17 protein-coding genes, 1 tRNA gene and 1 pseudogene are annotated in these 18,197 nt (G+C 66.0%); 11 read left to right on the top strand and 8 right to left on the bottom strand.

Annotated elements, in window-relative coordinates; all coding sequences use genetic code 11:
• The 6 genes and pseudogenes from AC1D34_RS18445 to AC1D34_RS18420 all read left to right on the top strand — a co-directional run.
• Positions 1 to 548, top strand: a pseudogene (locus AC1D34_RS18445) (hypothetical protein); the annotation flags it as partial.
• A 310-nt stretch (positions 549 to 858) separates the two neighbouring features.
• Positions 859 to 1,677 (top strand): molybdate ABC transporter substrate-binding protein, encoded by an 819-nt coding sequence (locus AC1D34_RS18440; protein WP_476824948.1) that lies wholly within the window; start codon positions 859 to 861, stop codon positions 1,675 to 1,677.
• Between the two features lie 11 nt (positions 1,678 to 1,688).
• Positions 1,689 to 2,174, top strand: a complete 486-nt coding sequence (locus AC1D34_RS18435) for an SAM-dependent methyltransferase (protein WP_476824947.1) — start codon at positions 1,689 to 1,691, stop codon at positions 2,172 to 2,174.
• Positions 2,161 to 3,195: an iron ABC transporter substrate-binding protein gene (locus AC1D34_RS18430; RefSeq protein ID WP_476824946.1), complete on the top strand. Its 1,035-nt coding sequence runs from the start codon at positions 2,161 to 2,163 to the stop codon at positions 3,193 to 3,195. Before AC1D34_RS18435 ends, AC1D34_RS18430 begins: the two co-directional genes overlap by 14 nt.
• 4 nt (positions 3,196 to 3,199) lie before the next feature.
• Positions 3,200 to 4,213 carry a FecCD family ABC transporter permease gene (locus AC1D34_RS18425; RefSeq protein ID WP_441492742.1) on the top strand — a complete coding sequence of 338 codons (1,014 nt, stop codon included), beginning with the start codon at positions 3,200 to 3,202 and terminating at the stop codon, positions 4,211 to 4,213.
• A complete protein-coding gene (locus AC1D34_RS18420) occupies positions 4,210 to 4,977 on the top strand; it encodes an ABC transporter ATP-binding protein (RefSeq protein WP_476824945.1) in 768 nt (255 codons plus the stop codon). The genes AC1D34_RS18425 and AC1D34_RS18420 overlap by 4 nt, the downstream gene beginning before the upstream one ends.
• 85 nt (positions 4,978 to 5,062) lie before the next feature.
• On the opposite strand, the gene AC1D34_RS18415 is transcribed toward AC1D34_RS18420, so the two are convergent.
• Positions 5,063 to 5,545: an Lrp/AsnC family transcriptional regulator gene (locus AC1D34_RS18415; RefSeq protein WP_043242082.1), complete on the bottom strand. Its 483-nt coding sequence runs from the start codon at positions 5,543 to 5,545 to the stop codon at positions 5,063 to 5,065.
• 124 nt (positions 5,546 to 5,669) lie between these two features.
• Between AC1D34_RS18415 and AC1D34_RS18410 the strand changes: the two genes are divergently transcribed.
• Complete coding sequence (locus AC1D34_RS18410) at positions 5,670 to 8,063, top strand: transketolase-like TK C-terminal-containing protein (RefSeq protein ID WP_441492744.1); 2,394 nt, start codon at positions 5,670 to 5,672, stop codon at positions 8,061 to 8,063.
• Between the two features lie 55 nt (positions 8,064 to 8,118).
• Here the strand turns inward: AC1D34_RS18410 and AC1D34_RS18405 are convergent, their stop codons facing one another.
• The 4 genes from AC1D34_RS18405 to AC1D34_RS18390 form a co-directional block, all read right to left on the bottom strand.
• Positions 8,119 to 9,525, bottom strand: a complete 1,407-nt coding sequence (locus tag AC1D34_RS18405) for an MFS transporter (RefSeq protein WP_476824944.1) — start codon at positions 9,523 to 9,525, stop codon at positions 8,119 to 8,121.
• Positions 9,522 to 10,193 carry an LON peptidase substrate-binding domain-containing protein gene (locus AC1D34_RS18400; RefSeq protein ID WP_441507419.1) on the bottom strand — a complete coding sequence of 224 codons (672 nt, stop codon included), beginning with the start codon at positions 10,191 to 10,193 and terminating at the stop codon, positions 9,522 to 9,524. Before AC1D34_RS18400 ends, AC1D34_RS18405 begins: the two co-directional genes overlap by 4 nt.
• 30 nt (positions 10,194 to 10,223) lie before the next feature.
• Positions 10,224 to 11,123, bottom strand: a complete 900-nt coding sequence (gene trxA / locus AC1D34_RS18395; protein ID WP_476824943.1) for a thioredoxin — start codon at positions 11,121 to 11,123, stop codon at positions 10,224 to 10,226.
• Positions 11,124 to 11,238: 115 nt separating this feature from the next.
• On the bottom strand, positions 11,239 to 11,763 hold the full coding sequence (locus tag AC1D34_RS18390; protein ID WP_441492747.1) for a prolyl-tRNA synthetase associated domain-containing protein: 525 nt from the start codon (positions 11,761 to 11,763) through the stop codon (positions 11,239 to 11,241).
• Positions 11,764 to 11,957: 194 nt separating this feature from the next.
• Between AC1D34_RS18390 and AC1D34_RS18385 the strand changes: the two genes are divergently transcribed.
• Positions 11,958 to 12,032: transfer RNA gene (locus AC1D34_RS18385), tRNA-Gly, on the top strand.
• Between the two features lie 488 nt (positions 12,033 to 12,520).
• On the opposite strand, the gene AC1D34_RS18380 is transcribed toward AC1D34_RS18385, so the two are convergent.
• From AC1D34_RS18380 to AC1D34_RS18370, 3 genes are read right to left on the bottom strand one after another with little or no spacing between them, the layout of a single operon-like run.
• Positions 12,521 to 13,795 carry an acetoin dehydrogenase dihydrolipoyllysine-residue acetyltransferase subunit gene (locus AC1D34_RS18380; RefSeq protein ID WP_476824942.1) on the bottom strand — a complete coding sequence of 425 codons (1,275 nt, stop codon included), beginning with the start codon at positions 13,793 to 13,795 and terminating at the stop codon, positions 12,521 to 12,523.
• Between the two features lie 13 nt (positions 13,796 to 13,808).
• Complete coding sequence (locus AC1D34_RS18375) at positions 13,809 to 14,783, bottom strand: alpha-ketoacid dehydrogenase subunit beta (protein ID WP_441492749.1); 975 nt, start codon at positions 14,781 to 14,783, stop codon at positions 13,809 to 13,811.
• On the bottom strand, positions 14,783 to 15,769 hold the full coding sequence (locus tag AC1D34_RS18370) for a thiamine pyrophosphate-dependent dehydrogenase E1 component subunit alpha (RefSeq protein WP_476824941.1): 987 nt from the start codon (positions 15,767 to 15,769) through the stop codon (positions 14,783 to 14,785). The genes AC1D34_RS18375 and AC1D34_RS18370 overlap by 1 nt, the downstream gene beginning before the upstream one ends.
• A gap of 275 nt (positions 15,770 to 16,044) precedes the next feature.
• Here AC1D34_RS18370 and AC1D34_RS18365 point away from each other — a divergent pair, with 275 nt between their 5' ends.
• The 3 genes from AC1D34_RS18365 to AC1D34_RS18355 are packed head-to-tail and all read left to right on the top strand — an operon-like array spanning position 16,045 to position 18,088.
• Positions 16,045 to 16,368: an NIPSNAP family protein gene (locus AC1D34_RS18365; protein WP_476824940.1), complete on the top strand. Its 324-nt coding sequence runs from the start codon at positions 16,045 to 16,047 to the stop codon at positions 16,366 to 16,368.
• A gap of 38 nt (positions 16,369 to 16,406) precedes the next feature.
• Positions 16,407 to 17,291 carry a hypothetical protein gene (locus AC1D34_RS18360; RefSeq protein ID WP_476824939.1) on the top strand — a complete coding sequence of 295 codons (885 nt, stop codon included), beginning with the start codon at positions 16,407 to 16,409 and terminating at the stop codon, positions 17,289 to 17,291.
• Complete coding sequence (locus tag AC1D34_RS18355) at positions 17,288 to 18,088, top strand: alpha/beta fold hydrolase (protein WP_476824938.1); 801 nt, start codon at positions 17,288 to 17,290, stop codon at positions 18,086 to 18,088. Before AC1D34_RS18360 ends, AC1D34_RS18355 begins: the two co-directional genes overlap by 4 nt.
• Positions 18,089 to 18,197: the final 109 nt, after the last annotated feature.

Raw genomic sequence — 18,197 nt, 5'->3', positions numbered from 1 at the left:
GCGCACGCTTTCAGCGCGTCGTGTTGATCGACGTGGTCCAGTTGCCCCAGGTCAGGCTGCGCATGGCGCTGCGCCGCAATGTCGAGCTGGTGACGCGTGATCTGACTGGCGTCATGAACTGGCTTGCGGGGGAGAGCCAGGGGCGTAGCGACCCGCTGGCCGATCTCAGTGCGGACAAGGAGGTCGATCTGGTAATCTCGGCTAACCTGATGTCTCAGCTCGCCTGGCCGATCGAGGACTGGCTCGAGGAGAACGGGGACCGCGCAACCGCCCTTCCGGATGATCTGCCGGCGCGTTGCATCGCCTGGCATCTCCAGGACCTTGCGCGCTTCGCGGGACGTGTCTGCCTGATCAGCGATGTCGAGATGCTCGAGCACGACCGCGATGGCACAGTGACGGACCGGCTGGATCTGGCGCGCCGTGTCCCGCTACCGCCGCCGGATGAACGCTGGGACTGGCTCGTCGCGCCCTTTGGCGAGGCTGAAAGCGACCGCGAATATGTTCATCGCGTCTGCGCCTGGAGGAATTTCCGGACGCACGAACTCTGACCGTTCGTGTCAGCCTGGGCCGGGCGAGCACCGAGGGCGGCGCAGTGCCGACCATCGATGGCGATAGGACCGGCCGCACCCGCACCGTGACGGAGCATGCAGCGTCGCTAATGGCGACAAGCCACAGGTCAACGAGTACCCTGTCAGAGCGCGGGGCTTGGCCAAGTCCCGCATGAGACCCGATCAATGACGGATAGGTTGGCGTGAATCGGTTCATCAGCCCCGAAGGGCAGAAGGCGATCGCCGCATGGCAGGGGCGACCGGCCGCAGCCCTTCTCATGCAAAGCGATGCAGGCCGATGCATCAGCCTATGCGCACTCTCGTCGTCGCCGAGCGTCTGATGGCGCRGGACACGGTTTCTACCGGTGAGCCGCAGCAGCCGGCCCTGCTGCACGCCGCCGGGAGCTTGCGAGCAGCCTTGACCGAGATGGCGCAGGCATTCGAGACCGCGACCGGGGTTCAGGTCAAACCTGCCTATGGCCCTTCGGGATTGCTGCGCGAGCGGTTGGCCAAGGACGAAGCCGCGGAGGTGTTCGCTTCCGCCAACATGGGCCACCCGGCTGCACTGGCGGACGCGGGCCTGGCCGGGCCGGTCGTGCTCTTCGCGCGCAACGAGCTCTGCGCCTTCGTTCGGCCGGGCCTGATGGTCACCGCCGAGACGTTGCTKGAACGCATGCTCGATCCATCCATCAGGCTCGGCACCTCGACGCCGAAAGCGGATCCTTCGGGCGATTACGCTTTCGAGGTCTTCGCGCGGGCCGAGGCCTTGAAGCCGGGCGCAAGGGCGGCGCTCGAGGCCAAGGCACTGCAGCTGACGGGCGGTCCGAGCAGCGTTGCCGCCCCTGACGACGTCAATGCCTATGGCTACAAGCTTGCCAGTGGCGAGGCCGACATCTTCCTGGCCTATTGCACCAATACCCAGCCACTCGCCGGGGAGCAGCCCGGCGTGACGCTGGTCCGGCTGCCGGCTGCGCTCGCGGTGGGGGCCGATTACGGGTTGACCGTGATGAGCAAGGCCTCGCCAAACGGCTACCGGCTTGCCATGTTCATCCTGTCGCGGGCGGGGCAGGAGATTCTGGCGAAACACGGCTTTGCCGCGCCGGCGCTCCCACATAGCGGGTCGAAGTGACGGAGTTGGCAATGGATTGGCAGGCGACGCGGCGGGGCGAGACCATCGCTGCCTTGCCCGATCGGCAGGATGCGCATCTCGTCTTCATCGGCCGCCTGCGCACGCCCTTCGCCTCACGCGATCAATGCCCGCGTCGTGGAGACCCGGAATCAGGGCCCATCTGCCATGTCGAGGTCGGTGCGACCTGGTGGCCGGCGCTGGCCGGCGTCGAAGCCTGCGCATATCTCGACCTGCTGTACTGGATGAACCTGGCCCGAAGGGATCTGCTGACCCAGAGCCCGAAATCCAGCGGCCAGATCCTCGGCACTTTTGCACTGCGCTCGCCGGTCCGGCCCAATCCGATCGCCCTGTCGCGGGTCAGGCTCATTGGGGTGGAGGAGGGCGCGCYGCGGGTGCGCGGGCTCGACTGCGTCGACGGCACTCCGCTTCTCGACATCAAACCGAACCGCTGCCCGCAAGCGGGCGCCGGCACGGAGCATGATCATGCGCGGACCTGACCGTCGAACCGTTCTGGGCGGCCTTGCCGCGACGCTCGCCGCGCCGCGCATTGCGCGTGCTGCAACCGTGCGCGATGGCGCCGGGCGTGAAATCGCCATTCCGGTCCGGGTCGAACGCGTCTTTCCGGCGGGGCCACCTGCTGCGATCACGCTCTATACGCTTGCGCCCGATCTGCTGCTCGGCTGGCCGCGCGCCAATCGCGCGGAGGAGCGCGAATTCCTGCTGCCTGGAATTGGCGACAGGCCGGAAGTCGGTCGCATCACCGGGCGCGGCAACAGCGCCGATCTCGAAGCGGTGCTCGGCCTCAAGCCGGACCTGATCGTCGATGCCGGTTCGACGGGCAGAACCTATGTCGAGCTGGCAATGCGGGTGCAGGAACAGACCGGCATTCCCTATGCGCTGCTGGATGGTCGCTTCGAGCAGATTCCGGCGAGCTATCGCATCCTCGGCCAATTGGCCGGGCGCGGCGAACGCGCCGAGACGCTGGCGCGCTGGTGCGAGACCGCAATGGCGACGATCAAGGGGCGTATCGCCACGATTCCCGGGGAGAAGCGTCCCTCGGTCTATTACGCGCGCGGCCCACGCGGGCTCGAGACGGGGCTCGGCGGCTCGATCAATGTCGAGACGCTCTCCTTCCTCGGCGCGCGCAATGTCGCGGCAGAGACCCCGGGCAGCGGGCTTGCGAATGTCTCGCTCGAACAGATCCTGTCCTGGGATCCGGAGGTGATCGTCACCATCGATCCGGCCTTCGCCGATGGCGTCGCCAGCGATCCTGCCTGGGCGAATGTCCGGGCGGTGCGCGATCGCCGCGTGCATCTCTCCCCTAAGCTGCCTTTCGGCTGGGTCGATTTCCCGCCTTCGGTCAACCGGATGATCGGGCTGTGGTGGCTGGCGAAGCTGCTCTATCCCGCCCAGTTCCCCGAGGATATCCGCCCGCTCGCCCGCGAATTCCACACGCTATTCTATCAGGTGACGCCGACCGACGCGCAACTCGACCGTGTCCTGGCTGGGCGAGGCTAGCCCCTTGTCGCCATCCTTCGCGCGCGGAACCCTGTTCGCCTTCGGTTTGCTCGCGCTCGGCGTCGTGCTTGCCTTCGCGCTGGGACGCTTCCCGGTCGGGCCCGGTGATCTGCTGCGCATCCTCTGGGCGGAGGTGAGCGGTCAGCCGTCGGGCCTGCCGCCGCAGCTGGAAACGGTGATCTGGAATATCCGCGGCCCGCGCGTGATTGCGGCCATGCTCTGCGGGGCGGCGCTCGCGATCGCCGGCACGGCCTTCCAGGGGCTGTTCCGCAACCCGCTGGTCTCGCCCGATATCCTCGGCGCTTCGTCTGGCGCGGCGCTCGGCGCGGTGGTCGGCATCTATTTCTCGCTCGGCATCGTCGGCATCCAGCTCGGAGCCTTCATCGGCGGATTGATCGCGGTCGGCGCCGTCTATGTCGTCGGCTCGACCATCCGGCGCGGCGACCCGGTGCTGGCGCTCGTCCTGACCGGCGTGGTCATCGGCTCGCTGCTTGGCGCCGGAATCGGCCTCGTGAAATACTGGGCCGATCCTTATAATCAGCTCCCGGCCATGACCTTCTGGCTGCTGGGCAGCCTTGCCGGGACCGCCAAGCCCGATCTCCTGCCGCTGCTCGGCCCGGTCGCCCTCGGCTCGGTGGTTCTGATCGCCCTGCGCTGGCGCATGAACGTGATGTCGCTGCCGGAGGAGGAGGCGCGGGCGCTCGGATTGAACACCGGCCCGTTGCGCCTTGCCATCGTCGCGGCCGCGACGCTGGTCACGGCGGCGAGCGTTGCGGCGGCGGGGATCATCGGCTGGGTCGGCCTCGTCGTGCCGCATCTCGCGCGGTTTCTCGTCGGGCCCGACTTCGGCAAGCTCGTGCCGACCGCCGCGATCCTCGGCGGCGGCTACCTCTTGATCATCGACACGCTGGCGCGAACGATCGGCCCGGTCGAGACGCCGCTCGGCATCCTCACCGCGGTGATCGGCACGCCCTTCTTCATCTGGCTGCTTGCGTCGGCGCGTGGAGGCTGGTCGTGAGCCTCAGTGCCGTCGATCTCGCCTATGGCTATCCAGAGCGCCAGATCGGCCGGGCGATCACGCTGGCCCTGCGGGCGGGTGAGGTGCTTGCCCTGCTCGGGCCGAATGGCAGCGGCAAGACGACCCTGCTGAAAACCCTGCTCGGCCTTCTGCCGCCACATGCCGGCGGGCTCACCCTTGACGAGCAGCCGCTTGCTGGCCTGACGGTCTCAGAGCGGGCGCGAGCGCTGGGATACGTGCCGCAAGCACATGCCGGAACCTTCGCCTTCTCGGTCTTCGCTGTCGTCCTGATGGGGCGTACCGCTCATGGCGCGCTGTTCGCCGCCCCCTCGCGGCATGATCGCGAGGTGGCGATGGCGATGCTGGAGCGCCTCGGTATCGCGGGGTTGGCCGAGCGCCCTTACACGCAGATCTCGGGCGGCGAGCGCCAGCTCGTGCTGGTCGCCCGCGCGCTGGCGCAGGAACCACGCTACGTCATCCTCGACGAGCCGACCGCAAGCCTCGATTWCGGCAACCAGGGCAAGGTGATGGCGCAGATCAGGCGCCTCGCGGCCGAAGGACTGGGCGTGCTCTTCACCACGCACGACCCCAATCAGGCGCTGCGGCATGCCGACCGCGTCATGATGATTCGCGAGGGGCGGATGCTGGCGAGCGGGATCGCGCAGGACTTGCTGACGCCGGTGCGCCTGATGGAGCTCTACGGCGTCGGGATCGAGACGGTGCGGGACGACGCGGGCCGCGTCGCGTTCCTGCCGGGCGAATAGAGCTGTCCGAGCGTGGCCTCGGGGGCCGCCAGAAGGCATCCAGAAGGATATGATCGAGCGTCGGCGTGGCCGGTCGCTGGCCTGGCTATCCCCGCCCCAGCTCAACCGGCACCGAGAAGGAGCGCTTGACCTGCCCGAGCGCGAAGCTCGATTCGATCGAGGCGACATTGTCGAGCCGGGTCAGCTTGTCCTTCAGGAACCGTTCGTAGGCGGCGAGGTCGCTGACGATGATGCGGAGCAGATAGTCGCGCGGGCCGGTCATCAGGTAGCAGTCGGCCACTTCCGGCCAGCGTGTCACCGCCGCAGCGAAGCGGTCGAGTTCCTCCTCGCGCTGGCGCTCCAGCTTGATCGAGGCGAAGACCGAGACCGGGAGGCCGAGCTTGTCCTGGTTCACGACCGCGACATAACCCTCGATGATGCCCGCCTCCTCCAGCAGGCGAACCCGCCTTGCGCAGGGTGAGGGCGAGAGCCCGACTTTTTCGGCCAGGTCCTGATTGCTCATGCGTCCATCGGCCTGGAGAGCCTGGACGATACGCCGGTCGATATCGTCGAGTTTATAGTCTGGCATCTTGTCTCGCTTTCGTTCGCAGGATTAGCGGAAAGCGCTAAGATGGAAAGCATCGTCGGCGATCTTTGGCAAAAATCGCTGCCGGAAGCGTGCATGATGGCTTTGCCGTATCGAGAGAAGCCAAATGACCGATCCCCGTCTGCCGATTCTCGCCGAACTCGAGAAGAAGATTCTCTGGCTCGCCTCCTGGACGATCCATAACGCCAACCACCTTCGCGATAACGGCGATGGGATGAAGGTGGGCGGGCATCAGGCTTCGTCCGCGTCGCTGGCGACGATCATGACGGCGCTCTACATGGCGGCCCTGAAGCCGCAGGACCGGGTCGCGGTGAAGCCGCATGCCTCGCCGGTCTTCCATGCCATCAACTATCTGATGGGCCTGCAGACCCGCGAGAAGCTGGAGAATTTTCGCGGATACAAGGGCGCCCAGAGCTATCCCTCGCGCACCAAGGATATCGACGATGTCGATTTCTCGACCGGCTCGGTCGGCCTCGGCGTCGCGCAGACGCTCTTCTCCTCGCTGACCCAGGATTATGTGAAGGCCCATGGCTGGGGCGCAAGCCGGCCGGATGGGCGCATGGTGTCGCTGATCGGCGATGCCGAGCTCGACGAGGGCAATATTTTCGAAGCCCTGATGGAGGGCTGGAAGCACGGCGTCCGCAACACCTGGTGGGTGATCGACTATAACCGCCAGTCCCTGGACGCGGTGATCCGCGAGGGGCTCTACGACCGCTTCGAGACGATGTTCCGCAATTTCGGCTGGGATGTCGTGACGCTGAAATATGGCTCGCTGCAGCAGGCCGCCTTCAAGGAGAAGGGTGGCGAGCGGCTGAAGGCCTGGATCGATTCCTGCCCGAACCAGCTCTACTCGGCCCTGACCTTCCAGGGCGGCGCTGCCTGGCGCAAGCGCCTTATGGATGATCTCGGCGATCAAGGGCCTGTGACGACGCTGATCGAGAGCCGCTCCGACGCCGAGCTGTCGAAGCTGATGTGCAATCTCGGTGGCCACGATCTGCCCTCGCTGCTCGAAGCTTTCGAGGGCATCGATCACGACCGGCCGGTCTGTTTCCTCGCCTATACCGTGAAGGGCTTTGGCCTGCCGCTTGCTGGGCACAAGGACAATCACGCCGGGCTGATGACCAAGGAGCAGATGGAAGGCTTCAAGAAAGCCAACACGATCCGCCCCGGCCATGAGTGGGACCTGTTTGAAGGGCTGTCGCTGCCCGAAGCCGCGCTCCGCAGCTATCTCGACAAGGTGCCCTTCTTCTCCGAGGGGCGCCGTCGCTTCTCGGCACCGTCGCTGCCTGTGCCCGCGAAACTCGAGGCCGGCATCCAGGCGACGATGTCGACGCAAATGGGCTTCGGCAAGGTGCTGGACGAGCTGGCGAAGCTCGGCGGCCCCCTGGCCGACCGCATCGTCACCACCGCGCCGGACGTCACCGTCTCGACCAATCTCGGGCCATGGGTGAACCGGCGCGGCCTGTTCGCCCGGGCCTCGATGGCCGATACCTTCAAGGACGAGCGCATTCCCTCGATGCAGAAATGGGAATTCTCGCCGAAGGGCCAGCATATCGAGCTCGGCATCGCCGAGATGAACCTCTTCATCAATCTTTCGGCGCTTGGCCTCTCGCATTCGATCTTCGGCGAGCGGCTGATCCCGATCGGCACGCTCTACGACCCCTTCATCTCGCGCGGGCTCGATGCGCTGAACTATGCCTGCTACCAGGATGCGCGCTTCATGGTGGTCGCAACGCCGTCTGGTGTGACGCTGGCGCCGGAGGGTGGCGCACATCAGTCGATCGCGACACCTCTGATCGGCATGAGCCAGGACGGGCTCTGCGCCTTCGAGCCGGCCTTCGTCGACGAACTCGCCGTGATGATGCGCTGGTCCTTCGAATACCTGCAGAAGGATGGCGAGGGCGATCCCGACGAGCGTACCTGGCTGCGCGATGAGACCGGCGGCTCCGTCTATCTCAGGCTCTCGACGCGGCAGGTCGAGCAGCCGAAACGGGCAATGACGGCCGATCTCGAGCGCGACATCATCGATGGTGCCTATTGGCTCAGGAAGCCGGGCCCGAACGCCTCCGTCGTCATCGCCTATACCGGTGCGGTTGCGCCTGAGGCGATCGAGGCTGTGGGGCTGCTCGGCGAAGACCGGCGCGATGTCGGCCTGCTCGCCATCACCTCGGCCGATCGGCTCAATGCCGGCTGGCAGGCGGCCGAGCGGGCGCGACAGCGCGGCAATCATGGCGCGACCAGTCATATCGAGCGGCTGCTCGGCGAACTGTCACGCGATTGCGGTATCGTGTCGGTGCTCGACGGACATCCTGCGACACTGGCTTGGCTCGGCAGCGTGCACGGCCACAAGCAGAAAGCCCTTGGCGTCGAGCATTTCGGCCAGACCGGCAGCGTCGCCGACCTCTATCGGCATTTCGGGATCGACGCGAACGCGATCGTGCATGCGGCGCAGGCCGCGGCGCCAGGCCGGCCGGTGCGCTATCTGAAGGCGCTGCCGTAGGCGGGGGGTATCAGTCCTTGCAAGGCAAGGCGCGGTGGCGAAAGGCCCCCGCGCTCTACTTCGCCAGCCCCTGTTTCACGTTGACGCCTGCGAGCAGCGCGCCGCCCACAAGGAAGAACGCGATCAGCACCGCCAGCCCGGCCTGCTGGCTGGCAAAGACGGTGGTCGCTAGCGCCACGAAGGTCGGCCCCATGAACGAGGTCACCTTGCCCGATAGCGCGAAGAGGCCGAAGAACTCGCCATGCCGGCCCGTCGGTGCGAGACGGGCCATCAGGCTGCGCGAAGAGGCCTGGAGCGGACCGGCGACCAGGCCGATCAGCAGGCCAAGAGCGAGATAGATCCGCTCGGGCACCGAGGCGAACAGCCCGTCGCCTGGTGCCGGAGGCGTAGCCGGCAGCACGAAGAAGATGCGGTCGGGCCCGAGCGAGAGGATGCCGAGGCAGGCGAAGAGCAGGCAGGCGATGGCGCCCAAGACCACGGGCTTGCCGCCGATGCGGTCATCGAGCTTGCCGCCGAACCAGGCGCCGAGCGTGCCGGTGATGGTGAGCATGATCCCGAAGATGCCGAGTTCGATGGTCTGCCAGCCGAAGACGCCGGCCGCGTAGATGCCTCCGAAGGCGAAGAGCGCCACAAGCCCGTCCTGATAGATCATGTTGGCGAGCAGAAAGCGCCCAAGTGCAGGCAGGCGCGGCAGTTCGGCGATGGTCGCCTTCAGCCGCGAGAGACCGCCCTGCGCCGCTTCCCTGAGGCGCATGCCGGTTCCCGGTGAGTCCGGTGTCAGCAGGAACATCGGTGTGACGAAGATGACGAACCAGAGCGCAGTGAGCGGCCCCGAGGCGCGGTCACCCTCGCGCGCTGCTGCGTCGAGGCCGAGAATCGGCACGAGGCCTGCCAGCGTCTTGCCGGTGAGCGGATCTGCGGCGAGCAGCGCCAGCGTGATTGCAAGCGAGATCAGACCGCCGAGATAGCCGATGGCCCAGCCCGTGCCGGAGAGCCATCCGAGCCGTTCCGGCGGCACGAGCCGCGTCATCATCGCATTGTTGAAGATGGTGGCGAATTCGGCACCGATCGTGGCGATGATGAAGCCCGCGAGCGCGATCGGAACCGCGGCGGGCGAGCCGGGCCTTGCAAACCAGAGCAGGGCCGAGCCGATGACGAGCAGCGCGCCGAAGGCCGCTATCCAGGGCTTGCGCGGGCCCGTGCGGTCAGCGATGCCGCCGAGCAGGGGAGAGAGCAGGGCGATGCAGAGACCCGCGAAACCCGTGGCATAGCCCCAGAGCGCCTGTCCATCTGCCGCGTCCGCCGCAAGGGCGGAGGCGAAAAAGGGCGCGAAGACGAAGGTGGTGACCAGCGTGAAGAATGGCTGTGCCGCCCAGTCGAAGAACAGCCAGGCCGTGACGGCCCGGCGTGGCGGATACGTGACGGGCGCGAGTGCCGCCGCAGGCGCGTGGGAAAGGTTCACTGCAGGGTCGTCTCTGGGTCGCCGCCACCGCGCGCCAGCTCGATCTCGGTGATCGCGACCAAGACGTCGGCGCGGTTCTTCAGGCTGGAGGCCTCGAGCAGCGCCTGTTTCTCGCGCGGACCGAAGGGGCACATCATCGAGAGCGCGTTGACCAGCGCCTCGTTGGGTGCTTCGTTGATGCCCTTCCAATCGATCTTGAGGTCATTGGCCTTGGCGAAGGACCGAAGCGCCTTGAGCAGGCTGTTGCGGTCGACCTCGTCCTCCCCCGCACGCGCGGTGAAATCGATGGCGAAGTCGTCATAGCTGACACGGCACTGGCGATAGGCCGTCGTCACCGAGAGCTCCTCGACAATGCGGAAGCGCGCGATGCCGGTGAGCGTCAGGATATAGCGATCATCGCCAGTCTCGGCGAACTGCGTGATCCGGCCGAGGCAGCCTACCTGCAACAGGCCGGGCGTGTCGGCCTGGCGGCCGCTTTCCGGCTCGGGCTGGATCATGCCGATGGTGCGGTGGTCCCGCAGCGCATCGTCGATCATGGCGATATAGCGCGGCTCGAAGATGTTGAGGGGCATCTGCCCGCGCGGCAGGAGGAGCGCACCGGCCAGCGGGAAGACCGGGATCACCAGCGGGCAGTCCTGGGCTCCGTTATAGACGGCATTCATGCCCATGGGCGTGTCGCTCCCTTCCATCGCGGCACCTTATGAAAACAGCAGCGTCGAAAGCTTGCGCCGACCTGCAACGCTGGCGTCGTCCATGTGACCCCAGGCCTCGAAGAACTGCAGCAGCTGCTTGCGCGCGCCGTCGTCGTTCCAGGTCCGGTCAGCCTTGATGATGGCAACCAGCTGGTCGACGGCTTCTTCGCGCTTGTCATGGGCATTCAGCGCCAGCGCCAGATCGAAGCGGGCCTGATGATCCCCGGGGTTGGCCGCAACCTTCGCTTCGAGCTCGGCCGTATCGCCGAGCGAAGCGGCCTGCTCGGCGAGTTCGATCGCGGCACGCACGGCAGCCAGCGCCGGATCGGACGCCTTGGCTTCGGGAGCGGTGGCCAGGATGCCCTTGGCGCCGTCGAGATCACCCATGTCGAGATGCAGGCGCGCCAGTCCGGCGAGCGCTGTGACGTTGTCGGGCTCGAGCGCCAGCACATTGGCATAAAGTTCGCCCGCGCCGGCCGCATCGCCGGCCTCGAGCGCCTCCTGCGCGGCGGCGACCAGCTCTTCGGTCGCGCCCGGGCCCATCGGTCCAACGAGCTTCTCGATGAAAGACTTGATCTGGCTTTCCGGCTGGGCGCCCATGAAACCGTCGATCGGCTGGCCGCGCTGGAAGGCGATGACGGCCGGGATCGACTGGATGCCGAGCTGGCCCGGGATCTGCGGGTGCTCGTCGATGTTCATCTTGACGAGCTTGACCTTGCCACCGGCAGCCTTGATCACCTTCTCGATGACCGGGGTCAGCTGTTTGCAGGGGCCGCACCACGGGGCCCAGAAATCGACCAGAACCGGCTGGTTCATCGATTCGGCGACGACATCCTGCCGGAAGCCCTGTGTCGTCGTATCCTTGATCAGGCCGGGTTGTTCGGCCGCATCGCTGTTGAGCAGCATGGGTCTTCCTTCATCTCGTCAACAAGATCGACCGCGGCCACGCTGGGCCGATCACGGTCGGGCATACGAAAACGGGCGCATGACCATAGGCCGCGCGCCACATAGATGGGGAGGTTCAGTCGTTCTGTCCATCGACCGGTGCTGGCAAATCGACGATCAGCGGCTCATGTCCGGTGCTGCGCAGGAAGCCCAGCATGTCGTCGCGTGCGATGCGCAGCGTCGCGGTGTTGATCAACGGATGGAAATTCATCGCCTCGCCGCTCATCAGATTGGCGTCGAGCACCATCGTCACATCACCGGCGCGATCATTGATCACGGCAAAGGCGGTGACCGAACCGGGCGTCACGCCGAGCTTCTCCTCCAACAGTTCGGCCGAGCCGAAGGAAAGCCGACCGCTGGCTCCCAGCGTCTGATGCAGCCGCTTCAGATCGATTCGTGTGCTCTCCAGGGCCGAGACCAGGAAAAGCCGGCCCTTCTTGTCCTTGAGAAACAAGTTCTTGGTGTGGTGCCCATCGATCGTGCCGCGCAGAGACTTCGATTCGGCGACGGTGAAGACCGCCTCATGATCGAGCCTGTGGAAAGGAATACCCTGCGTGGCCAGATGGGAGCAGAGCTCGTCGGGTGTCAGTGGCGAGGTCATCGTAACTCGTCGGAAACAAAGAGTTCTTGGCGTTGCCTAGCCCGCCGGACGGCATCACCGCAAGGGCGCCGTTCCGGCGCCGGCGGGGCGCCAATCAGGGCATCGGCGAAAAACTTTGCAACAAGGCGCTTGCGCTTCGCAGCGCTTTGGGCAATAAGCCCGCCACGCGCCGCTTGGCGCGCCAATGTCCGGATGCGGGTGTAGCTCAGGGGTAGAGCACAACCTTGCCAAGGTTGGGGTCGAGGGTTCGAATCCCTTCGCCCGCTCCAGACATTATTCCCAACCAAGACTGTCGCAGGCGCCGGGTTTCCCGGCGCTTTTTGCGTTTTGAGGTCGAGGCGATCGCTTGAAGGGGGGCCACAGGCGCTCAGACGTCCGTGGTGCCGGAGCTCACCCGCTTGCGCAGACGATTCGCGGTTTGGGCGTTCACGCTGGGCCCCTCGCACTCGGTGCCGGTGTCGAGGCCAGCGTCCCGCGCGGAATTCCTGACGACGCTGATCATTATCCTGATCGGAAACGCGCGCCGATGGGCCCTTGGGAGCCGGAGAGCCGGTTCCGGCATGCCGTGCTCTCGTGCGCAAACCAGGCCACCGCCTTCGACAGGATATCGCCGCCCGACGCAGCCGGTGGTCCTCGCGCCGCGGACGGATCGGTTCCTTACGTTCCGCGCTGGTTGTGCCGTCGTCCCGATCAGCCTGGTCGACCGCGAAACGCGGCCGGCGATGGTTCGCTTCCGGCCGTCGGGCGCCCGGCAGGCTTATTGCCCCGCCTGCAGATTCGCACTCCTGGCCGTTTGCACGATGAGACGCGAGATGAGCTCGGGGGCTTCGACATGCGGCATGTGTCCGATGTCGGCGAGCACGTGAAGAGCGACGAAGCCCGGAAGACCTCTGCTATGGGAGACCGGAATGATGCGGTCGGCTTTGCCCCATATCACGCGGGTCGGGATGTGAAGCGACGCGATTGCATTCCCGATCTGAATCGTCTGGGTCGCGTCTGGAAACAGGCGGGCTGCGAGTTCCCGTTGCGGCGCGTCCACGCCGCGCCGCAACCTTTCCCGCAAAACCGCTTCGGCATAGCCTTGGGGAAGCAAGGCGGGATCGGCGACCAGTTGTTCCAGCCAAGGCAGCAGGCTGGCTGCCGAGCGGGCCGTTAAGAAACCCTCCAGAAATTCACCATCGATGTCCGGACCGAGGCCGGCTGGCGCAATCAGGGTCAAGGATCGTGCACGAATCGCCGAATTCGCGGCGATGGCGGCTGCGACAGCGCCACCCAGGGAATGCCCGACGATGTGGCATTCCGTCAGCCCGGTGTCCTCGAGATAGGCGAACGTTGCATCCACCAACGCGTTCAGGCTCGGGCTGCCCGCCGCCGCAGTGCGGCCGTGGCCGGGCAGATCGGGAGCGAATGACGCGATGGTGGGGTCGAGATATGCGCGGACGTTGTTCCAGGCGCCCGAATTGGCCCCAAAGCCATGAATGAAGACTATCGGAGGGAGCCTGCCCTTGTGTCGGGCAACAGGGCTCCCCTGCCGAGGCGCGGAACCGACTTGTACTGGCTCGGGCCGTTGCTCGGCCAAGATCCGCTCGATATCGCGGCTCTTGATTCGACCTCCCGGACCCGTGCCAACCATCGCCGTCGTGTCCAGCCCCGCCTGCCTGGCAAGGCGGCGAGCCAGTGGAGAAATCGGGGTTCGATCCCTGGACAGGCTGATTGATGCGGACCGGGTAGGCTCCGGGGTGGCAATCGCAACGGTTGGCTCGGGCATGTCGGCTTCGCCGATCGCATCCCCGTCATTGCCGATATGGCCCAGCACGCTGCCGACGCCGACCTCGGCCCCTGCCGCAGCGACGATTGCGACGAGCATGCCGTCGCGCTCCGCCTCGATTTCAGTCGCTGCTTTCGCAGTCTCGACGACGACGACGACATCGCCTTGCTTCACCCTGTCGCCCACGGCAACCGCCCAGGACACCACGGTTGCGCTTTCCATGTATTCGCCGGCGCCGCCGGTGAGCCTGATCTCGCTCGTCATGACTGGCCTCCGCTCATGCCACTGCCCGCCGCGCTGCTGCCGCGATCTTGGCCGCATCCGGCAGCACGGCGTTTTCGAGCGGCTCGCTGTAGGGGATCGGAATATCGTGGGTCGCAACGCGTTCGACGGGAGCGTCGAGTTCGTCGAATGCCGTTTCCATGATGGTGGCGCTCAGCTCCGCGCCATAGCCGCAGAAGCGCCAGCCTTCATTGACCACTACGGCGTGATGGGTTTTGGCGATCGAGGCCCGGATGGTGTCGCGGTCGAGCGGGCGCAGGCTGCGCAGGTCGATCACCTCGGCGGAAATTCCTTCGCCCGCGAGGAGTTCGGCCGCCTTCAGCGATTCGATCACCATGCGCGAGGAGGCGATGATCGAGACATTGCTGCCTTCCCGCGCGATGCGGGCCTTGCCGATCTCGACCAGATGATCGCCGTCCGGCACCTCGTCGCGGCTGTTGTAGAGGAGCTTATGTTCAAGGAAGATCACCGGGTGATCGTCACGGATCGCAGCCTTCAGGAGGCCCTTGGCGTCGGCGGCAGTCGCCGGTGCGACCACTTTCAGGCCGGGAATATGGGCGACCAGCGCGTCCAGGCTCTTGGAATGCTGTGCCCCGGCACCAGCCCCGCCGCCGCCCTGGGTGCGGAGCACGAACGGCATGGTGACCTGACCGTTCCAGATATAGTTGTAGATCGATGCCTGGTTCATGAGCGCGTCGATGCTCAGAGGCAAGAAATCCGCATACATGATTTCGAGCACGGGTCTCGTGCCGGCCATCGCGGCAGTGACGGCCATGGCGGTCAGCGTCTGCTCGGAGATCGGTGTGTCGCGAACACGCTCGGGGCCAAATTCCGCGAGCAGGTCCTTCGTCACCTTGAAGACGCCGCCATAGACCGCGATGTCCTCGCCGAAGAGCCAGACATTGGGATCGCGCTGCATTTCCTCTCGCAGGGCGGCACGCAGGGCTTCGGCATAACGCATCATTGCCATCACACGGCTCCAGCGTAGTAGGGGGCACTCGGGGCATGATCGACGAAGCCCGGCAACGGATCAGCCAGCGCTTGGTCTACGGCGGCATCGACGGCAGCACGTGCTTCGGCGCCGACAGCATCCAGGTGTGCCGGCGATACGCTTGCGGCCAGCGAGCGGCGGGCGAAGACGATCGGGTCGCGCTCGCGCCACGCTGCACGGTCTTCTGCGCTCTGATAGCCGCCGACATCGCTGGTCGAGAACCCGACCATCCGATAGGTCTTGGCCTCGACAAGCGAGGGGCCTTCGCCGCACCGCGCCCGGTCGACCGCTGCGGCCACCGCCCGATAGACGGCCGTGATGTCGTTGCCGTCGACACTGTCGCCAGGCATGCCATAGCCGGCAGCGCGAACCACCAGATCCGGAACCGAGGACTGGGTCGAGTGATGCGCGGTCAGGCCGTACTGGTTGTGCTCGAGCACGAAGACGACCGGCAGCTTCCACAAGGCTGCGATATTCATGGATTCATGGCAGATGCCGGTCTGTGCGGCGCCGTCTCCGAAGAGGCACATGGCGACGCGAGCGCCGCCATCGGCGCGATTGCGCATCTGGAGCGAAACCGCAAAGCCCGTAGCTGCCGGGATTCCGCCGCCGACGATGGCATTGCCCCCGAGAAGGCCGTTCGCGACATCGGCAATCAGCATATGACCGGCGCGGCCAGCGCATGTCCCGGTTGAACGGCCGAGAATCTCGGCCACGATCGGATGAAGTCCGACGCCCTTGCCGACGTAATGGGCGTGGCCGCGATGGGTGCTGGTCAGCAAATCGGAGGCATCGAGCATCGCAGTCGCGCCAATGCCAACCGCTTCCTGTCCGTCGCAGCGATGGATCGGGCCGCGGGTCTTGCCGGCCTTGTGAAGCTCACCCAGCCGTTCCTCAAGATGCCGAACCGCAATCATGCGGCGCAACATCTCGATCTGTTCGTCACTCGTGGGCGAATTCCTCATCGTCGGTGTTCTCCGCGCGGTCGAGTCGAGCGTCCTGATGCGAGACGTTCGCCGCGCGTGACCGGCGCATGCGTGGAGAAAGCCAAGCGTTTTCGGAGATCGGCTCTAGCGCATTTCCCGACAGAGCGCTATAAGTGTACGCACAATGGAATGCACTATTTGCATGGCGGCGAACGTTCGATCTCGAGAGGGCCTCGTGCCCGATCGGCTTGGACGTTTCTCTGCCCCACATGAGTTGAGCGGGCAGAGCGCTTCCGCAAACATGGAGAAGCACGATGATCTTCGACCACCGCGTCTACACGGCCCGACCAAACCGTCTTCCGGACTTCCTGCGGCTCTATGAGGATGTCGGCCTGCCGATGCAGCGCCACTATCTGCGTGAGCCCTTCGGCTTCTTCCAAACCCATATCGGCGATCTCAGCCGTGTCGTTCATCTCTGGAAATACGACAGCCTCGCCGACCGTGAAGCTCGCCGCGATGCGATGGAGGCCGATCCGGCCTGGCAAGCCTATCGCCGCCAGGTGGTCGAGGCCGATCCGCTGATGGACATGCGCAACCAGATTCTGAAGCCGGTGTCGTTCTTCAACCCGAAGGTTTGATCCGGTCGGCTTGCCGGTCCACGCGGAATCCTGATTTCATGAAACTCGATTTCTTTGCCGGCAACGAGAGTTGGCGGATCGCCTGCGATACCGCGCGCGCGCCCCGCACGCTTCGGTCTCTGGCCTCCACCCTGCCGGCGCCTCTACAGCTCCACACGCCCAAGATCGCAGGCCAGCACATCTACTGGCATGCACCGTTCGTCGAGGACGCCGAGGGCGGCGTTGATGTCATGGAGGCGCCTCCCGGCGCCTTCCTGTATTGGCCGGCGCGGCAGTTCCTCGAGCTGACCTTCGCACCCCTGCAGGCCGAGACCGCCACGGTCACGCTGCTGGGCCAGATCGAAGGTGGCCTCCCCGCCTTGCAGGCGCTTGGCCTGAACCTGCGCGAAGGACATGGAGTGAAGGCGTTCGACGGGCGGCTGGTGCTCGCCGACGGCGCGCAGCCGCAAATGACGGCGTCCCCGGCTTCGAGCTTGCCCGAGGCGCTCGTCGCGCGGCGCGAGACGCTGTGGCGGGCCAGTCCGCCGGATATCGACGGCATGCTCGCCTCGCGCGCGATCATGCACCCCTCCGGCCMGCTCTTCCTGGCCGAATCCGAGGCGCGCATCCTGCAGGAGCTGCTGTGGTGGGTCCGCGGCGGTCTCCCGAGCGAGGAGCCGCAGGTTTCGCGGAGCATCGCCGCGCTGGCCTGCAACAAGGCCGGTACCCGCCTGCGCGACTTCTGCCATCTCGGTGAGAGCGCCGAAATCCTGTTTGCGCTCGAGACCGCGTTCCGACGCCCGGAGATTGCGCTGGCGGAGCTGACCGACGAGGCGATCCTGTGTGCAGGTCGTCTCGCAGCCTGGCTCGACCTGCGGATCCCGTGGTCGGCCGTCAACGGTGCCGTCCGCACGGCACTGGACGCGAGGGCCGAAGCGGCATGACCAGCGCGCTCGCTCCCCTGCAAGATGGCGGCACGCTCGCCTTCTCCGAGACCGGCGCCGGCGCGCCGCTTGTCCTGATCTCAGGGCTGGGCGGGCTCGCGTCGTTCTGGAAGGATTTCGCCAGCGTCTGTGCCGRCCATTTCCGCGTGATCACTTACGATCATCGCGGCGTCGGGGGTTCGAGCCCATTGGACGGATCGACCAGCATCGCTGCGATGTGCGACGATCTCATTGGCCTGCTCGATCATCTGGGCATTGAGCAAGCGACGATCCTCGGCCACTCCACCGGCGGCGCGACCGCGCAGCAACTGGCGATAGACCATCCGCAACGTCTTTCGCGCCTCGTCCTCTCGGCGACCTTCGCGCGACCGTGCGCCTATATGGAGCGACTGTTCGCCGGCCGTATCGAGATCCTCGACCGGCTCGGCGTCGACGCCTACAGGCGTCATGCCCTCACGCTGCTGAATGCGCCGTACTGGCTGGCTGAGAATGACGCCCGCGTCACTGCGGAGCTGACCGGCGGTGCGCCTGCGACCGAACGGGACGCCGCGACCATCCGCGCGCGTATCAAGGCTGTGCTGGGACATGGTGTCAACGAGTCCCTCGATACGATCGCCTGTCCGGCCAGGATCGTGGTCGCGGCCGACGACATCGTGACCCCGCCCTATCACTCCGAGCGCCTCGCGCATGCCATCCCCGGCGCCGAACTCGCCGTGCTCCCTCGTGGCGGTCACTACGCCATGCGGGCCGAGCCGGCGCTCTACCGGGACGCAGTACTCGATTTTCTGCGCGGCTGACCGGCCCGCATGACAAGGATCTGAACCGATGCAAGACATTCTGGGACGTGGACCGATCGGCGTCGTCGGCCTGGGCACGATCGGCCAGCGCTGGGCGGCGACCTTTGCC

The sequence above is a fragment of the Allobosea sp. P1_A7 genome (genome assembly GCF_056406775.1).
This window is presented reverse-complemented; position numbering and strand designations above follow the sequence as displayed.

Bases quoted from the DNA above. Each gene is read 5' to 3' on its own strand.
- AC1D34_RS18430 (WP_476824946.1), top strand. From the start codon at position 2,161: ATGCGCGGACCTGACCGTCGAACCGTTCTGGGCGGCCTTGCCGCGACG.
- AC1D34_RS18415 (WP_043242082.1), bottom strand. From the start codon at position 5,545: ATGCCAGACTATAAACTCGACGATATCGACCGGCGTATCGTCCAGGCT.
- AC1D34_RS18410 (WP_441492744.1), top strand. From the start codon at position 5,670: ATGACCGATCCCCGTCTGCCGATTCTCGCCGAACTCGAGAAGAAGATT.
- AC1D34_RS18400 (WP_441507419.1), bottom strand. From the start codon at position 10,193: ATGGGCATGAATGCCGTCTATAACGGAGCCCAGGACTGCCCGCTGGTG.
- trxA (WP_476824943.1), bottom strand. From the start codon at position 11,123: ATGCTGCTCAACAGCGATGCGGCCGAACAACCCGGCCTGATCAAGGAT.
- AC1D34_RS18390 (WP_441492747.1), bottom strand. From the start codon at position 11,763: ATGACCTCGCCACTGACACCCGACGAGCTCTGCTCCCATCTGGCCACG.
- AC1D34_RS18380 (WP_476824942.1), bottom strand. From the start codon at position 13,795: ATGACGAGCGAGATCAGGCTCACCGGCGGCGCCGGCGAATACATGGAA.
- AC1D34_RS18375 (WP_441492749.1), bottom strand. From the start codon at position 14,783: ATGGCAATGATGCGTTATGCCGAAGCCCTGCGTGCCGCCCTGCGAGAG.
- AC1D34_RS18370 (WP_476824941.1), bottom strand. From the start codon at position 15,769: ATGAGGAATTCGCCCACGAGTGACGAACAGATCGAGATGTTGCGCCGC.
- AC1D34_RS18365 (WP_476824940.1), top strand. From the start codon at position 16,045: ATGATCTTCGACCACCGCGTCTACACGGCCCGACCAAACCGTCTTCCG.